The organism is Streptomyces sp. Xyl84 (assembly GCF_059731885.1).
On the sequence record NZ_AP029182.1, the window covers coordinates 3,497,574 to 3,514,797 of the forward strand.

At 74.1% G+C, this 17,224-nt stretch carries 13 protein-coding genes; 2 read left to right on the top strand and 11 right to left on the bottom strand.

Annotated features, from left to right (window positions below; all coding sequences use genetic code 11):
* Positions 1-135 precede the first annotated feature (135 nt).
* Positions 136-1,674 (top strand): DEAD/DEAH box helicase, encoded by a 1,539-nt coding sequence (locus tag AC6I72_RS15170; RefSeq protein ID WP_498001324.1) that lies wholly within the window; start codon positions 136-138, stop codon positions 1,672-1,674.
* 159 nt (positions 1,675-1,833) lie between these two features.
* Here the strand turns inward: AC6I72_RS15170 and AC6I72_RS15175 are convergent, their stop codons facing one another.
* From AC6I72_RS15175 to AC6I72_RS15205, 7 genes are all read right to left on the bottom strand, one after another.
* On the bottom strand, positions 1,834-2,205 hold the full coding sequence (locus AC6I72_RS15175; RefSeq protein ID WP_498001325.1) for a GvpU-like protein: 372 nt from the start codon (positions 2,203-2,205) through the stop codon (positions 1,834-1,836).
* A 96-nt stretch (positions 2,206-2,301) separates the two neighbouring features.
* Positions 2,302-3,174 (bottom strand): carbohydrate ABC transporter permease, encoded by an 873-nt coding sequence (locus tag AC6I72_RS15180; RefSeq protein WP_498001326.1) that lies wholly within the window; start codon positions 3,172-3,174, stop codon positions 2,302-2,304.
* Between the two features lie 12 nt (positions 3,175-3,186).
* Complete coding sequence (locus AC6I72_RS15185; protein ID WP_498001327.1) at positions 3,187-4,134, bottom strand: carbohydrate ABC transporter permease; 948 nt, start codon at positions 4,132-4,134, stop codon at positions 3,187-3,189.
* A 12-nt stretch (positions 4,135-4,146) separates the two neighbouring features.
* Positions 4,147-5,490: an extracellular solute-binding protein gene (locus AC6I72_RS15190; protein WP_498001329.1), complete on the bottom strand. Its 1,344-nt coding sequence runs from the start codon at positions 5,488-5,490 to the stop codon at positions 4,147-4,149.
* Between the two features lie 320 nt (positions 5,491-5,810).
* Positions 5,811-5,975, bottom strand: coding sequence for a hypothetical protein (locus AC6I72_RS15195; RefSeq protein WP_498001331.1), 165 nt, complete (start codon positions 5,973-5,975; stop codon positions 5,811-5,813).
* A 108-nt stretch (positions 5,976-6,083) separates the two neighbouring features.
* Positions 6,084-6,500, bottom strand: coding sequence for an antibiotic biosynthesis monooxygenase family protein (locus AC6I72_RS15200; RefSeq protein WP_498001332.1), 417 nt, complete (start codon positions 6,498-6,500; stop codon positions 6,084-6,086).
* 67 nt (positions 6,501-6,567) lie between these two features.
* The gene (locus AC6I72_RS15205; RefSeq protein ID WP_498004703.1) at positions 6,568-7,629 is read right to left on the bottom strand and encodes a LacI family DNA-binding transcriptional regulator; all 1,062 of its coding nucleotides are present in this window, start codon (positions 7,627-7,629) and stop codon (positions 6,568-6,570) included.
* Between the two features lie 238 nt (positions 7,630-7,867).
* On the opposite strand from AC6I72_RS15205, the gene AC6I72_RS15210 reads away from it, so the two are divergent.
* Positions 7,868-9,715: a glycoside hydrolase family 2 protein gene (locus tag AC6I72_RS15210; protein ID WP_498001334.1), complete on the top strand. Its 1,848-nt coding sequence runs from the start codon at positions 7,868-7,870 to the stop codon at positions 9,713-9,715.
* A gap of 48 nt (positions 9,716-9,763) precedes the next feature.
* On the opposite strand, the gene AC6I72_RS15215 is transcribed toward AC6I72_RS15210, so the two are convergent.
* From AC6I72_RS15215 to AC6I72_RS15230, 4 genes are all read right to left on the bottom strand, one after another.
* The gene (locus AC6I72_RS15215) at positions 9,764-10,165 is read right to left on the bottom strand and encodes a hypothetical protein (protein ID WP_051813811.1); all 402 of its coding nucleotides are present in this window, start codon (positions 10,163-10,165) and stop codon (positions 9,764-9,766) included.
* Between the two features lie 825 nt (positions 10,166-10,990).
* Entirely contained in the window at positions 10,991-11,629 is a 639-nt protein-coding gene (locus AC6I72_RS15220; RefSeq protein WP_498004704.1) for an RES domain-containing protein, read from the bottom strand.
* Positions 11,630-12,127: 498 nt separating this feature from the next.
* Complete coding sequence (locus AC6I72_RS15225) at positions 12,128-14,491, bottom strand: WD40 repeat domain-containing protein (RefSeq protein WP_498001335.1); 2,364 nt, start codon at positions 14,489-14,491, stop codon at positions 12,128-12,130.
* Entirely contained in the window at positions 14,488-17,220 is a 2,733-nt protein-coding gene (locus AC6I72_RS15230) for an AAA family ATPase (protein WP_498001336.1), read from the bottom strand. The genes AC6I72_RS15225 and AC6I72_RS15230 overlap by 4 nt, the downstream gene beginning before the upstream one ends.
* Between the last annotated feature and the right edge of the window lie 4 nt (positions 17,221-17,224).

Below are 17,224 nucleotides of genomic sequence, written 5' to 3' on the forward strand. Positions count from 1 at the left end.
TCGCCGCTTTTCAGGGCCCCGGCCAGGCCGGAATTGCCGACCGAACAGGACTCTCCGGCTCGTTCTCGCGATTCTCTGCGCTGTTCGATCACTGCGGGAATTCCTTGATACGCGTCGCATCAAGGAAGGATCCGCATGAATCGTGACCGTGCCCGCACCCCCCGCGCCCACGGCCGCTCCGGCGACTTCGCCGCCGACCGCTCCACCGCTCCGCGCCGCCCGCGCCGCTCCCCGTCGAGCGGGCGCAAGCAGGCCGCCGCTCCCCAGGGGGAGTTCGCGTTGCCGGAGACGGTGACGCCCGCGTTGCCGGCCGTGGAGTCGTTCGCCGATCTCGCCCTGCCCGCACCGTTGCTGGCCACCCTCGGCAAGGAAGGCGTCCACACACCCTTCCCGATCCAGGCCGCCACCCTGCCCAACTCCCTGGCCGGACGCGACGTCCTGGGCCGCGGCCGCACCGGCTCCGGAAAAACCCTCGCCTTCGGCCTCGCCGTCCTGGCCCGCACCACCGGACAACGCGCCCAGCCCCGCCGCCCCCTCGCCCTGATCCTCGTCCCCACCCGCGAACTCGCCCAGCAGGTCACCGACGCACTCACCCCCTACGCCCGCGCCGTCAACCTGCGCACCGCCACCGTCGTCGGCGGCATGTCCATCACCCGCCAGGCCAACACCCTGCGCACCGGCACCGAGATCCTCGTCGCCACCCCCGGACGCCTCAAAGACCTCATCACCCGCGGCGACTGCCACCTCGACCACGTCACCGCCACCGTCCTCGACGAAGCCGACCAGATGACCGACATGGGCTTCATGCCCCAGGTCACCGCCCTCCTCGACCAGGTCCACCCCGACGGACAGCGGATGCTCTTCTCCGCCACCCTCGACCGCAACGTCGACCGCCTCGTACGCCGCTACCTCACCGACCCGGTCGTCCACTCCGTCGACCCCTCCGCCGGCGCCGTCAGCACCATGGAACACCACCTCCTCCACGTCGACGACGCCGACAAACGCCGCACCACCACCGAGATCGCCGCCCGCGACGGCCAGGTCATCATGTTCCTCGACACCAAACACGCCGCGGACCGCCTCACCCGCCACCTCCTCGACAACGGCGTCCGCGCCGCCGCCCTCCACGGCGGCAAGACCCAGCCCCAGCGCACCCGCACCCTCGCCCAGTTCAAAGACGGCCGGGTCACCGTCCTCGTCGCCACCAACGTCGCCGCCCGCGGCATCCACATCGACCACCTCGACCTCGTCGTCAACGTCGACCCGCCCACCGACCACAAGGACTACCTCCACCGCGGCGGACGCACCGCACGCGCCGGACAGTCCGGCAGCGTCGTCACCCTCGTCACCCCCACCCAACGCCGCGACATGAACCGCCTCATGACCACCGCCGGCATCACCCCCCACATCACCCCCGTCCACGCAGGCGACACCGAACTCCACCGCATCACCGGCGCCCGCACACCCCCCGGCACCCCCATCACCATCACCGAACCCGCGGCGGAGCCCGCCCCGCGCCGGGCCGCCAACTCCTCGTCCCGGGGGCGCCGCGGCGGCGCGGGCAAGGGCCGCCCGGGGGGCGAGGGCGCGCGCCGCGGTGAGCGGAACCGGGGGCAGTCCGCCCCGGGCACCGGCGCACGGCGCACGGACAAGCCCGCCCGGCGCTCCGAGTAGACGCCGGACCACTGCTTGGGGGAGGAACCCGGTCACCGCTCCCGGCGGAGACCGGGTCGTGCCCGGAGCGGCAGCCCGGCCCGGGGAAGAGCCCGTCGATGCCCGTAGCAGCGGCCCGGTCCGCAGGGGACCCCCATCAGCTCCGGGGGGACGGGCCGGTCACTGCTCCGAGTAGCTGAGATCGCCCACGGTCCACGCGCTGACGTCCTTGATCGCGACGCGGTACATCCCGCCCGTCTCCGGGATACCGAGACTGCCCTGCAGGATCCGCGCGAGGTGGAAGTGCAGGTGCGTGGGCGCCCCGCCGCGGTCGGGACGCGCCCCCCGGTGGCCGGTGAAGACCTCGGAGAACGGGCTCAGCCGCTCCGACGTCCTCAGCACCTCCGAGACGCGCTCGCGCCACATGCTCTCGGGGGCCAGTCGGCCCGTGATGACGGCACCGTCCACGACCACGGTCAGCGACATCTGGTTGCTCGGCTGCGCCTCCACCATCGCCGCGACGGCGGTGAGCAGCTCATCAGCGTTCGGCATGGAGGCGATTGTATTCAGCGGACCGCCCCGCCCCACCCCGGGATCGGGCCGTGGTCCGGTCCCGGTCCGGCCGTCCTCTCCCCGGCGCCGGCCCGGTCACTTGATCCCGGTCGTGGCGATGCCCTGGACGATCTGCCGCTGGAAGACCAGGAAGACGGCGACGAGCGGCAGGAAGCCGAGCACCGAGGAGGCCATGACCTCGGCGTACTGGATGTTGGTGTTGTTGACGAGGGAGGCCAGTCCGACCGGGATGGTCTGCGACTTGGTCTGGTTCAGCACCAGCAGCGGCCACAGGAAGGCGTTCCACGAGGTGATGAAGGTGAGGATGGCGACCGTGGAGACGGCCGGGCGGCACAGCGGCATGCAGACCGTGGCGTAGACCCGCCACCAGCTCGCCCCGTCCAGGCGGGCGGCCTCGATCAGCGTCCGGGGGATGCCCCGGAAGAACGACTGGAAGACGAAGACGGACACCGGGGCGGCGACCGAGGGCAGGATGAGGGCCCAGAAGGTGCCGAGCAGGTGGAGCGAGCGGTACTCGATGAACTGCGGCAGCACCAGCGCCTCGCTGGGCAGCATCAGCCCGGCCCCGGCCAGGGCCAGCACCGCGGTCCGGCCGCGGAAGCGCAGCAGCGCCAGCGCGAAGCCCGCCATCGAGCAGAAGCCCACCGTGAAGAGCACGGCGAGGGACGAGATGACCAGGCTGTTCAGGTACCAGCTGCCGATCGGGTAGTGGTCCCACGCGTAGGAGTACGCGTGCAGGGACCAGCCGCCGGCGAACGGGGAGGTCGGGTCCTGCGTGATGGAGCCGTCGGAGCGCAGTGAGGTGATCAGCGCCCAGGCGAAGGGCACCAGCCAGATCAACGCGAACAGGGTCAGGCAGACGGCGCAGAGCCGGTTGAAGAGTTTCCCGCGGTCGAGCGCGGGCGCGCCCGCCGTCGTGGTGGGCCGCGGCTGGGTGATGCTGCTCAAGGGGTCCTCCACTCAGGCCGCGGAGCCGGACGCGCGTCGCCGCCGCAGCCCGTACCAGGCCGCCGATACCGCGACGATGATGACGAAATAGACCATGGTGGCGGCAGCGCCGTAGCCACCCCGGTAGGAGGTGAAACCGGTGTCGTAGATGTACTCGATGACCGGCCGGGTGGACTGGCTCGGGCCGCCCGCCAGGAGCAGGTAGATCTGGTCGAAGACCTTGAGCGAGGCGAGGATCTGCAGGATCAGCACCAGGCTCGTGGTCCGGCCGAGCAGCGGCACCGTGATGTGCCGGATCTGCTGCCAGGGGCCCGCCCCGTCGATCGACGCCGCCTCGTACACCTCCGGTGGGACGTCCTGGATCGCGGCGGTGTAGAGGACGAAGTTGAAGCCGAAGGTCCACCACAGCGTCATCAGCGTCACGGCGGTCCAGCCGCCGGCGGTGCTGCCGATGAAGTCGGGCACCGGCAGCCCCACGGCGCCGAACAGCTTGGGCAGCAGTCCGATCTGCGGGGTGTACATCCACAGGAAGATCAGCGCGACCACGGACGACGGGACCACGTACGGCGCGAAGAAGGCCAGGCGGTAGAAGGTGCGCCCGCGCGGCATGCGGGCGGCCAGGACGGCGACGGCCAGCGCGAGGAGGACCAGCGGCGGGGTGGTCAGCAGGGTGAAGAGCACCGAGTGCCACATGGCGTCCCAGAACAGCGGGTCGCCGACCACCTCGGAGTAGTTCGACAGGCCGACCCAGTCGCCCAGGCCGTCCTTGACGGTGGTGGTGTTGAAGAAGCTGAGCACCACGCCCACGAGGAGCGGACCGACCAGGAACAGCAGGTAGATCACGAGGAAGGGCGCGCTGAGCAGCACACCCGCCCGGCGTTCGGAGCGGGGCGGCCGCTCACGCGCCGGGGGTACCGCGGACGCCGTGGGTGCCGGTCGCGTGGGGACGGCGGTCGTCATGGGGGCTGCCTCCTACTTCATCGTGACCGGCGGTCGGGCCGTGGTGTACCGCTTGAGGTCGGCGCGCATGCCGGCGACCGCGCCCCTGGGGCTGGTCCGCCCGGAGAGGACGTCGATGATCGTCGAGCCCACGGTGGACTGGAAGTCCGAGCCGGCGCCGGTGTACCAGGCGGCCGGGTCGTACTGGGCGTCGAAGGCGGCCCGCACGTAGTTGCGCTGCGGGGACTGGTCGAGGAACGCCTTGCTGCGCTGGGTCGGCAGCCACGCGGGGATGTGCCCGCCCTGCGCCCACACGGCGCTGTCGTCCAGGAGGCTCTTGATGAACCGGGCCGCGTCGCGGGTGCGGGCCGCGGAGCGGCCGGCGTTGCGCGGGACGACCAGCGCGTGCGAGTCGGCGTACGCCACCGGTTTCGGGCCGAGCAGCGCCGGGAACGGCACGACGTCGAAGCGGAAACCCTTGACCAGGCGGTACGAGGGGATCTGCCACTCGCCGTCGAAGAGGAATCCGGCCTTGCCGGTGCTGAACAGGGCGTTCGCGCCGGAGCCGTTGAGGCTCCTGGGCATCAGACCGCCCGCGGTGAGGCTCTGCATGAAGGCGAACGTCTCCCGCATCGCCTCCTCGTCGATGCTGATGCGGGTGCCGGAGTCGGTGACGAGGGGGCCGGCGAGGCCCGAGTAGATCATGCTGAAGTACCGCCACGCGGTGGACGGGTCGGCGGTGATCGACATCACCGCTCCGTACTGGGCGCCGCCCTCCTCCTTCATCGCCTTGACGGCGTTCAGGAAGTCCTCCTTGCCCTTGAGCGGGGCGAGGCCGTCGCCCGCGGGGGCGAGGAGGCCCGCCTTGCGGGCCAGGTCCACGTTGTAGAAGAGCACGAAGGGGTGCGTGTCCAGCGGGACCGCGTACGTCGTCCCGTCGACGGTGGCCTTCTTCCAGGCCGCCGGGGTGAAGCGGTCCGAGGTGACGCCCAGTTCACCGATCCCGGTGTCCTCGATCGGTTCGAGCAGACCGGCCGCTGCCAGCAGCGGCAACCGGGAGAGGTGGGCGATGCCGACGTCCGGGGGCGTACCGCTCGCCGTGGCCAGGGCCAGCTTCGTGTAGTACGGGTTTCCCCAGCCCAGGATGGTCGCTTCGAGGGAGGTGCCGGGGTTGGCCTTGCGGAAGGCGTCCTCCATCAGCACCATGTTGGCGCCGTCACCACCGGTGAAGAGGTTCCAGAAGATGACGTCCGCGGTGTTCGGCTGCGAGCCCGTCAGCCCGGACGCGAGCGGAGAGGAGCACGCCGCGAGCCCTCCGGTCAGGGCAAGGCCGCCGCCGAGGGCCAGGAACCGCCGGCGCGCCATCGCTGCGCTCATAGGGGTATTCACCTCGTCACGTCGGTGTGAACTCGATGGCGCAGACCCTGACACACGATTTGCAACGATGCAATAGATCGGCGGAAAGTGGCCTTGCGGATGAGTTCCGGCCACCTTGCGCCCACCGGAGGGACCGGCTTCGGCGGGCCGGACCCACCCGTTTCGGAAGCTCAATGGCCGGGGGGCCGCGCGCGGTCGCCGGGGTGGGCGGGGCGGCCGGGGGCGAAGGGGCGCCCGGGACGAAGGGACGTCACCGGGCGAGGCGTCCGCAGGGGCGAAGGCCTCGGCAGGGCGAAGAACGGCCGTAGGGCGTAGGACGCTCACAGGGTGCAGGACGCCCGCGGAACGAAGAGCACCCGCGGGGCGACGGACGCCTGCGGGACGAAGGGCGTCCGCCGGGCGAAGAGCGGCCGCGGGTAGCGGACGCCCGCGCGGCGCAGGACGTCGGCAGGGCGAAGAACGGCCGCGCGGCGAAGGACGCTCACAGCGTGCAGGACGCCCGCGGGGCGAAGAGCACCCGCGAGGCGACGGACGCCTGCGGGACGAAGGGCGTCGGCCGGGCGAAGGGCACCCGCCAGGGTGACTTCGGCGGGTCAGCCTGCCGACGGGCTCTGCGGGGTGTGCGGGTCCTCGGGGCTGTTCGGTTTCTCCGGGCCCTGCGCTCGCGTGAACTCGTGGCTCCGCTCCACCTTCGCGACGTGCAGGGTGTAGCGCTCGTACCACTCGTCCCGCCCGCGCCGCTGCGCCGCGCGGTGCTCCTCGTCGCTGCGCCACCGCGTGAGGGCGTCGGCGTCGCGGAAGTACCCGACGGTGATGCCCAGCCCGCCGGGAGTCTGCGCGTGGTCCATCCCCAGGAACCCGGGGACGCCCTTCACCAGCTCTTCCATGCGGGCGTTGGTCTCGCGGTAGCCGCTCTGGTCCTGGGTGCGCACCGTGGTGAAGACCGCCACGTAGTAGGGGGGTTCATGGGCCGCGACGGGCAGGACAGGCGCTTGCGGGTGCTCGCTCATGGGGCCACCGTATGGCCGGGCCGCCCGGTGATCCAGCGTCTTTCCCGTCCCGGGGACGGCCGGCCGCTCAGTGCGCCGGGGGCCGCCGCCGGGAGGACTCGCGGACCACCAGCCTGAAGGGGGTCGCCTCCTGTCTCGCCGTGACGGGTTCCGGGCCGGCCCCCTCGGCGCCTTCGGCCCCGGGCCGGTCGGCGCCCTGGGCCCCGGGCCGCCGCCCGGTCTGCTCCTCCAGCAGGGTGAGCGCGCGTTCGGCGATGACGTCCAGGTCGGGGGCGACGGAAGTGAGGGGCGGGTGGGTGTAGGCCGACTCCTGGATGTCGTCGATGCCGGCCACCGCGACGTCCTCGGGCACGCGCACGCCGGAGGCGTCCAGGGCCCGCAGCGCCCCGACGGCCAGCGCGTCGTTGAACGCGAAGACCGCGTCGGGCAGCGGGCCGTCGCCCTCCAGCAACTCCCGTACGGCGGCGTAGCCCTGCTCCCTGGTCCAGTCGTCCACCGGTGCGACCAGCCAGTTCACCCGGCGCACCCGGGCCGCCGACATCGCCTGCCGGTAGCCCTCGGTGCGCTGGCGGCCGTTCTCGCTGCCGTTGCGGCCGAGCGCGACGATCCGGCGGCAGCCCTGCTCCAGCAGGTGCTCCACGGCGGTGCGGGCGGCGGCCACGTTGTCGATGCCGACCCGCGGGAACTGGTCGCCGACGCTGTGCTCGCCCAGCATGACCAGCGGGAAGTCCGGTGCCGCCGCGGCGCCGTCGGTGGCCGGCAGCGTCAGGGCGCTCAGCAGCACGCCGTCGGCCACGTTGGTCAGGCCGCCCTCCAGGATCCGCCGCTCCACCTCGCTGTCGCCCGCGGTCGCCTCGACCAGCACCGTGATCCCGCGTCGTCCGGCGGCCCGGATGACGGCCTGGGCCAGTTCGGCGAAGTACGGCTCGGCGAGGAAGGGCACGGCGAGGGCGATGAACCCGGTGCGGCCCGACCGCAGGCCGCGGGCCATGTAGTCCATGCGGTAGCCGAGTTCGTCCAGCGAGCGCTGCACCTTGGCCCGGGTCTCCGGGCTCACGTGCGGGTAACCGCTGACCACGTTCGACACCGTCCGCACCGACACCCCGGCGTGCTCGGCCACGTCCCGCATCCGCACTCTGGCCACTGGAGGGGCTCCTTCCCGTCGAATCGGCTCCCCGAGTCTGCCGCACGGGCGGCGGTGGGCGGACGCCGCACTCCGACGGGCCCCGACCGGGCTCCTGCCACTCTTGCATCGATGCAAACGATCACTCATGATGGCAGGACTTCGATTATAGGAACGCTGAAAACGCCGACGCCGGACCTGCCGGAAAGGCCTGCGGCATGCCGAAGAGGCAGAAGGAGGATCCGTGAGGGCGAGCGAGCAGGACGGGACGTATCCGAGGCCGATCCTGCGGCGGGAGCGGTGGCACAGCCTCGACGGCGTCTGGGACTTCGGGTACGACGACGGTGACGTGGGCGAGCGCGACGCGTGGTTCGCCGAGGAGGGGACCGGCGGCTTCGACCGGCAGATCACCGTCCCGTACCCGCCCGAGGCGCCCGCCTCCGGGATCGGCGAGACCGCGCCGCACCGGATCGTCTGGTACCGCCGCCGCATCCCCCACGAGATCCTCGCCGCCGGCGGCGACGAGCGGACCCTGATCCACTTCGGCGCCGTCGACCACCGCGCGAAGGTCTGGCTCGACGGCCGCCTCGTGGCCGAACACGTCGGCGGGCAGAGCCCGTTCACCGCCGACGTCACCGGTGCGCTGCGGCCCGGCGCCGACACGCACGTGCTCGTCGTGCGCGCCGAGGACGACCCGGCCGACCTGGCGCAGCCGCGCGGCAAGCAGGACTGGCAGGACCGGCCGCACGCGGTCTGGTACGAGCGGACCACCGGCATCTGGCAGACCGTGTGGACGGAGACGGTGGCCGCCCAGCGCGTCACGGACCTGGCCTGGATCCCGGACCCCGCGCGCGGCGTCCTCGCCGAGGTCACCCTGGCCACGCCCCCCGCCGCCCCGCTGACGGTGGAGATCGTGCTGAGCCTGGACGGCGAGGTGCTGGCCCGGAGCACCACCGCGGTCCGCACCCCGCGCAGCCGCATCGACGTGGCCGTCCCCGCCCTGCGCAACGGGATCGACCGCGAGGACCTGCTGTGGAGCCCCGAGCGCCCCACCCTGCTCGACGCGCGGGTCACCGTGCGCGACGCGGCCGCCTCGGCGGTCCTCGACACGGTGGACAGCTACGTGGGCCTGCGCAGCGCCGGTGTCGGCCGCGGCGCCTTCCTGCTCAACGACCGGCCCTACTACGTGCGTTCCGTGCTCAACCAGGGGTACCGCCCCGACACCCTGATCGCTAACGCCGGGACGGCCGAGCTGCGCCGCGAGGTGGAGCTGATCAAGGCGATGGGCTTCAACGCGGTCCGCATCCACCAGAAGGCCGAGGACCCCCGCTTCCTGTACTGGGCCGACCGGCTCGGTCTGCTGGTGTGGGGCGAGACGGGCGCGGCGTACGAGTTCGGCACCGAGGCGGTGGAGCTGCTCACCCGGGAGTGGCTGGATCTGGTGCGGCGCGACCGCAGTCACCCCTCGGTCGTCACCTGGGTGCCGGTCAACGAGAGCTGGGGCGCATCGGACATCCCGCACGACCCGGCGCAGCGGCACTACTCCATCGCCCTGGCCAACCTCACCCGTGCCCTCGACCCGAGCCGGCCGGTGCTGTCCAACGAGGGCTGGGAGCACACCGACAGCGACATCCTCGGCGTGCACGACTACTGCGGCGACCCGGCGGAACTCACCCGGCGCTACGGTGACGCCGCCGCCTTCGAGGCGGTCCTGGCCGGTCCGGGTCCGCAGGGCCGGGTGCTGTCGGTCACCGAGCGGCAGACCGAGCGGTACGCCGCGGGTGACGCGCCGCTGATGATCACCGAGTTCGGCGGGCTGTCGGTGCGCGCCGGCGAGGGCGACTTCTCCTACACCCGGACCGGCTCCGACACCCAGTACGCCGCGCTGCTGGACTCCCTGTTCGGTGCGCTGCGCTCCAGCCGGGTCGTGGCGGGCTTCTGCTACACGCAGTACATGGACACGGCGCAGGAGACCAACGGCCTGCTCTTCTCGGACGGTTCACCGAAGCTGCCGCTGGAGACGATCCGCCGCATCGTCACCGGAGAGGCCACCGGGGAGACCGCCGCGAAGAAGGAGGAAGTGGAGGCGTAGCAGGGGGCAGGGGCCGGCCACCGCGGTGGCCGGCCCCTGCCCGCATGGTCAGAGATCGCCCTTGAGATACGAACGCGCCGCCGCCATGGCGTCCTTGTGCCGGTCCTCTGCGATGGCCTGGACGGGTGAGTCGTCCTCCAGCTGCGGGTTCATCCCGATCATCCAGGCCCTCGCCGTGTGACAGTTCTCGGCGAGGGTGATCATCTGGAAGACCTGGTAGGCGGCGCGCAGGCGCAGCTCGGAGTCGATGCGCGGACTGTTCTGGCCGCTGCACCACTTGCCGACCTGCTTGGGGTCCTCGATACCCGCGATGAACGCCGTGAGCCGCTGGCCGAAGTTGTCCTGCAGGAAGCGCGCGATGGCCGCGGTGGAGGCCTGCACCGTACCCGCGTGGGCGGTGGCCTCGGTCTCCCGGTCGGTCCGGCTCTCCGGGTCGGTCAGGGTCTGCATGATCTCCTCGATTCCTCGGCACACCGGCCGGTGTTCCGGACACCGCGGCGGAGGGTGGTGAGTGGCGCTGCCCCGGGACACGCGGACGCGAGCCGCGGTGCGGCCAGGCGCGTGGGCACACGTGAGCGGGTGGGCTCACGCAGGCGGGTGGACACCGGTGAGCGGGAGGAGCTGACGGCGGTCGCGGACGTCGGCGCGGGCACGCGGACCGGCCGGTCGACGGTCGGCCGCGGCGCGTCGGTGGGTAACGGACGCCTGGTCAACATCGCTCCCCCCTGGGTGTCTTGAGGGGAGTCTACCCTCGCTCCCGCCGGCTACTCCACCGCTTTCCCCCCGGAAACCCCCCGGAAATCCCACCACGGCTCCTCCCGGAAAACAGGGGGGCGAAGGCCTGCGGGCCGGCGGATTCAGGGGTGACCAGGGGATTTGCCCGGTCCGGCGGAGGGTAGGAAGCAGGTGGACAGGGGGCGCTGCGCGATGTCCGCGCCACTCCTTCGGGCGACGGCCGCGTGGCGGGACGGCACGCCCGGCCGCGGGGCGGCGCGCCCGGCGGGCACGGACCGAGGAGCCGGGCGGCGCACCGAAGACGGGCCGCCGGGGCCGGGAGGGCGGGCGCCGGACCCGGGGCGGCCATCGGAACCGGTATCGGACCGGAAGGCGGGCGCCGGACCCCGGCCGCACGCCCGAGCCGGGGCGCGTGCACGCGAGGCCGGGGTGAGCGGCCGTCAGAACAGTCCATGGCCGAATCCGGGCGGTCGTAGAACATGCTCATGCCGTACTCCGGGCGGTCGTCAGAACAGTCTCAGGCCGTACTCCGGGCGGCCGTCAGAACAGTCTCAGGCCGTACTCCGTGGCGATCTCCTGGAGCGCCGGGTCCTCCAGGCGGACGGGGCGGCGTTCGGCGTCCTCCAGGTCGACGTCCTCCAGGACCGCCCAGCACTGGCGGCCGCCGTAGCCGGAGCGGTACGCGATGCCCTGGGCCAGCCGGTGTCCGGTCCGGTCGCGCTGGGCCACCGTCCACGCGGCGATCTGGCGGGCGATCCTGCGGTCACCGCCGTGGATGTGCTCGTCGGTGAGCCGGTTCTCCACCCCCCAGGCGCTCAGTTCGCTGTGCAGCTCCTTCATGAGGACCTCGCGGGTCGCGGTCGCGTCGACGTCGAGGAAGCGGGCGTCCTTGGGCGGGACGACCCGGACCAGGACGTGGTCCTCGCGCCAGCCGGAGGCCAGGTGTCCGAGCCGCATGGTGCTGGGCCGGCGGTCCCAGTCGTTGCCGATGAGGCTGCGCATCCTCGGGTGGACCCTGAAGCGCGCCAGCGCCTCGGCGTAGCAGCCGGCCAGGTCGGTGGCGCAGTAGAGCATCCCGTAGGTGGCCAGGCTGAACCGGCCGGCGCTGGAGCCCTGGCTCGTCTCGGGCTCCAGCCTGTTGTACGCCAGCGGCTGCCTCCTCTTGCCCAGGCGCCACATGCCCCGCTCCGGGCCGGGGACGAGGGTCACGGGCGGTTCGTCGTCCTGCCGCGTCACGCGGTCGCCCTTCCCCCGGTGGCGGGCGCGGTACGGCGGGGCGGGCGGCCTGCGGGAGGGTACGCCCGGGGGGCGGCGGTGGTCGCCGCCGGGGAAGTGCCGTTCATACACCCTCGCTGCTGGGCCGCTGATTGCCGTCGGGCCGCGCCGCCGGTGCGCGGGGCGCCGGCCGGCGCGGTACGTGCCCCGTGTGTTCCACCCGTGTGCCCGCCGGAGGTTGCGGGGGTGCCGGCGCATGTTCCGGTGCGCGCCCGGCCCATGCTCCGGTGCATGTGCCGACGGGACATTCGAGCGATCATTGTCCCGCAACGGCTGTCCGCGGGGGCGGTTTTCGGCCCGCCCACGGGGGCGCGTGGGGGAGGCGCGGAGGCATCCGGAGGGCGCACGTCCGCCCCGGGAGCGCCGCCGGGGCGGGCCGGGGCCGGCAAAGGCGCTCGAACCTCAGTAATCCCCCAGGTTCAGTTCGAACACGCTCAGACCCGCCTTTCCGGCCACCAGGAGAACGGGGTGTGCGTCCGGGTCCGTACCGTCGGCCGGCCGTGCCTGGAGGACGCCGAGCGGGCTGCCGGTCACGATGCGGGTCACCCGGCCGCGGGCGGTGACGTCCCACACGTGGACGGTCCCGCCGGGCCCGGTGGCCGCCAGGTGGGGCCGGCCGGCGGGGCCGGGGAAGCAGGTGAGCGCGGTGACCGGCCCGTCGGCGGCGTCCAGCGCTTCACCGTCCGGCCGCAGCGTCCCGGCGTCCCACAGGCGTACGGTCCCGTCCTCGCCGCCCGACGCCACGAGCGCCCGCTCGCCGGGCGCCGCCGGCACGACGGCCACGGCGTGCACCCCCTGCTGGCCGCAGTGGACGGGCGCGCCCACCGGTCCGGTGGCGGGGTCCCACCGCCGCAGGGTCCCGTCCGCCCCGGCCGAGACGACGAGCGGACCCCGCCCGGTGTCCAGCACGGCCAGGCCCCGGACGCTCAGCATGTGGTCGTCCCAGCACGCGAGCCGGCTCTGGCGGCCGAGGTCCCACAGGCTCAGGGTGCCGTCCGCGCCGCCGGTGGCGAGCAGCGTCCGCCCGCCGTCCGGGAAGGCCACCATGGTCTGCACGGGCAGGCTGTGGCTCAGCAGGGTGCCGCGGCGCGCCGGGGCGTCGGCGAGGTCGAGGCCGGCGCGCGGGCCGACCGACCACATCTGCACGCCCGCGTCGCTGTGCGCGGTGACCAGCAGGGGCCCGCCCAAGGCCGTGGTCCAGGCGAACGCCGTCACGGTGGTGTCGCCGACGGGCAGGGTCACGTGCGCGCCGGTGTCCGCGTTCCACAGCGCGGTCTCCTCCTCGTCGGCCACGGCGACCAGGAGCGGCCCCGCGGTCACCGCCCGGCCCGGCAGCGCCGCGGCGGTCACCGACCGGCGGACCTGCGGTGCCGGGCGGCTGCCGTGCCCCGCCAGCCTCCAGCGGCGCAGGGTCCGGTCCGCGCCCGCCGAGACGACGAGCGGCGCGTCGCCCGGTACGGCGGCCAGCGCCAGCGGCGCGGCCGTGTGTCCTTCCAGCGGGCCCCCCACGGGGCGGAAGCTGCCGGTGCCCCACACCCGCAGGACGTGGTCGGCTCCGGCGGAGACCACGGCCGGCTCGCCGTCCACCGGGACGGCCACCAGGGCCGTGAGCGACCGGCCGGGGGACGGCGCCGCCGTCACCGTGCCGCCTTCGGCCGTCGCGTCCCAGAAGCCGATGTGTCCCGAGTCGTCGCAGGTCACGAACTGGTTCGGGGCGGGCAGGTCGACGACGGCCCGCACCTCGTCCGCGTGTTCGCCCACCTCGACGAGGTCCCGGCCCGGCCGCCAGACGCGCACGGACCGGCCCTGTGCGACGGCGAGCGCCGTGCCCTGCGCCCGCCCCAGTCCCACGCCGGTCACGATCGCCGGTGCGGGGTCGAGGGACGGGAGCCGGGCCGCCCCGTCGTCGACGACCTGGAAGGTGACCGGGTCCAGTGCGGTGAGGTGACCGTCGCTGTGGGCGACGAGCACGCGGGGCGGGCCGTCCGCCGGGGTGAGCAGCGTGAGGCCGCTGACCCAGGTGCGGGGGCGGTGGACGGCCTCGGAGAGCAGCTGGCCCCGGGCGCTGTTCCACACCCGTACGGTGCCGTCCGTGCCGCCGGAGAGCAGCAGGTCGTCCGGCAGGGGAAGCAGGTGCTGGAGGGCGCCGCCGTGGGTGTGCGACGGGGCGCCGACCGGAGCGCCGTACGTCTCCCATCTGCGCAGCGTCCCGTGGCTGTCGCCGGTGACCAGCAGGTGCCGGCCGTCCGACGTCGTGGTGTGCGCCAGCGACTCGATGACGGTGTCCGTGACGGCCAGGACGTTGTCCGGGGCGCTCCAGTCGCTCCACAGCGGGGTGAGGCGCGAACCCGCCAGCCGCCGGGCCGCCGCGGGCACGGCCGACAGCGGTGTACGGCGGCGGGTCGCGGCGTGGTGCGCGAGGTGCAGGCTCGTCAGCCGGGACCCGGGGCCGGCGTCACCGAGGAAGGGCTCGATCCCCGCCCAGGCCTCCAGCCACTCCTGCCGCTGCCCGGCGTCGCCCGTGCGCCGCAGCAGCGTGCGGACCTTCCGGCTGGACTCCCAGGGCAGCACGGCGAGCGGCACGTGCGCGTCGTCGAGTACGTCACCCCGCGCGGCGTGGTCGGCGAGGTGCCGGCTCAGATAGGGGTGCGGCGGGACGGCCGGGTCCTGTGTGACCAGCTTGGCCAGCGCCTTCGCGATGAGCCGGTGCGCCTCCCCCGGCGCACCCCAGCGCCCGGCACCGGCGCCCGTGTCGGCAGTGGTCATGCCGGCTGCTCCCGCGGACTCGTGCGCTCGGGAGAGGCGGCCGGAGCAGCGGGTGCCGGGAGGGCGGGCTGGGCCGGCGGGGCGGGTGGGGGTGGCGGGGACGGAGGGGCTGGAGGGGCTTCGCTCCCCGCGGCGGTCCCGCCCGACGCACCGGCCCCGCAGGACGCACCGGCCCCGCCCGACGGGACGCCGTTGTCCGCCGGGAGGCCGCCACCCGGCAGAGCGGTCCCGGCCTGCGCGGTCGCCTCGCCCAACACGGCCGCCTCGCCCTGCGCGGGGACCCCGTCCTGCGCGGGGACCCCGTCCTGCGGGCCGGCCAGGAGGTTCTGGTGGGGGTCGCGGAGGATCTCGGCGAGGCGTTCGTGGGCCGGGCGGTAGACGAGGCGGTCGTCCTCGTGGTCGTGGGCCAGGTAGCCGGAGAGGCCGCCGCGCAGCAGGGTGGCGATCATGCGGTCCGGGTCCTCGATCGGCCGGCCCAGCAGCGCTCCGGCCACTGTCGGCCACACGTTCGACCAGGGGATGCCCGCCCCGAGGGCGAACGCGCCGGAGCGCAGGAGGGCGAGGGCCACCTCCGCGGGCAGGCCCTCCGCCTCCGCCAGCAGCAGGTCGCGGCGGAGCAGTCCGGTGGTCCCCGCGTGCAGCAGCTCGCGCCACCGGGGGCTGGCGACCAGCGCGGCCGGGTCGGCGGCCGACCGCAGTTGCTCGCCCGCGAGCCGGGCGTCGAGGAAGGAGGGCCACACCTCGTCGGCGACCGTCACGGCGGCCTCGCGCGCACCCGCCCGGACGGCGGAGCCGGTGGTGCCGCCGGGGCCGGGACCGATGAGTGCCTCCACGTACTCCGCGATGTCGTCCCGGCTGCCGGGCCCGTCCGTGCGCAGGACCGTCGCCGAGGGGAAGACCTCGCGCAGCGCGGAGAGCAGCCCCGGGTCCTGGCTCCCGGCGCGCGCCTGTCCGGTGACCGGTCCGCCGCCCGCCGGGTCCGCCGCGGCCGGGCCCTTCGTGCCCGCGCCGCCCGCGACCGCCCCCTCCCTCGCCGTCCCGCCCCCGGCCCGGCCCTCCGTGACCGCGCCGTCCATGACCGGGTTGCCGGTGACCGGGCCCTCCGTGACCGGACCCTCCGTGCCCACGCCCCCCACGGCCGGGCCCTCCGCAACCGAGCCGCCCGTGCCCGGGCCTTCCGTGTCCGCGCCCCCCGTGACCTCCTCCGCGGTCTCCTCCCCGGCGGGCGGCCGGCTGCTGCGTACGCCGATGACCAGGCTGAGGCGTCGCCGGGCGGAGGCGGGGCGGCGGGGGGCCGGGAGGGGGGACGCGGGCGGGGGTGTGCAGTGGGCGCCGAGCGGGGCGAGGACGCCGTACACGATGCGGAACGGCTCGACCGCCTCGTCGAGCCCGTCCAGCACCACGGTCACCGGGTCGCCCGGCTCGGCGAGGTAGGCGTCGAGGAGGGCGGTCCACCGCTCCACCGGGTCGTCCGCCGGACCGGGCGGGGCCGGCTCGACGCCCAGCCCCAGAAGCAGTTCCCGCAGCACGTCGGCGGCGGAGTACCGGCGGGCCAGGACGGCGACCGTCACGGCGTCCGGCGCGGGGACGGTCCCCGGCGGCGCCGAGCCGACGGCGTCGCGGTAGCGCGGGTGGGCGCGGAACAGCGGGTCGCTGAGCGTCACCGCCCGCCCCAGCACCGCCGACTTCCCGCTCCCCGCGGTGCCGGTCAGCAGCAGGACACCGCCCGGCCGGCCGAGGAAGCCGGTCAGTTCCCGGTTGAGCCGGCGCCGTCCGCTGAAGTACCAGCCCGGGTCGTCCTCCTGGGGGCGCCCGCTGGCCCGGGCGAGCCATACGTCGATGTCGTCGGCGGGCGTGGCGACCTGACGGCGCGCCGGTGCGACCACCTCGCGCGGCGGCCGGTACCCGGGGTTGGGCAGACACGGCGTGGGGGTGGTCTGCCCGGCGCTCTCGACGATCCGGTGCAGCCGGTGCTTGCGCCGCTCCGCGTCGGAGCCCAGCTCGTTCTCGAACTCGGTCATCAGGTGGGCCACGCTCAGCCACGGGCTGGTGATCTGCGCGGTGGTGCGCAGCCGGTCGAGGACGCGGCGCAGCACCGAGGGGAAGCGCCGTACGTGGACGAGCTGGTCGTGGTCGCAGGTGGCGATCACCTCCAGGGACCCGCCGTGGCGCCGCTTCGGGCCGATCTCCCGGTACAGCCGCACCAGTTCGTCGGCGACGCCCCTGGCGTAGCAGGTGTTGACGATGACCAGGACGTGTTCGGCGTGCGAGTCCAGGGCGGCGGCGACGATCTCGCTGGTGCGCACGGCCGTGGCGAGCTGGCGGCGGGGTTCCGTCCTCGGCAGTTGCAGGAAGTGCGTGCCCGAGGCGCCCAGTCTGCCGTGTCCGGTGACGAAGAGGACCAGTGCCCTGCCCCGGGTCTCGCGCACCCCGGCCTCGTGGAGGAACCGCTCCACGTCGTGGCGTTCGAGCAGTTCGGGCTGGGGCACCTTGTGGAAGGGTTCCGCGGCGCCCGGCGGGCACCACCACTCGTCGAGGACGGCGAGCTGTTCGTCGATGCCGTCGGCGAACTCGCCCGCGTCGTCGCCGTAGTCGCGGACCGCGACGGTCACCAGCACGCGCTCGGCCGGCTCTCCGGCCGGGCCGGGGCCGCCCTCGCCCGGGTCGCCCGGCAGCTCGCCCGACGGCGTGTTCCCTCTTCCGGCAAGTGCGCCCGCCCCCCGCTGCATGCTC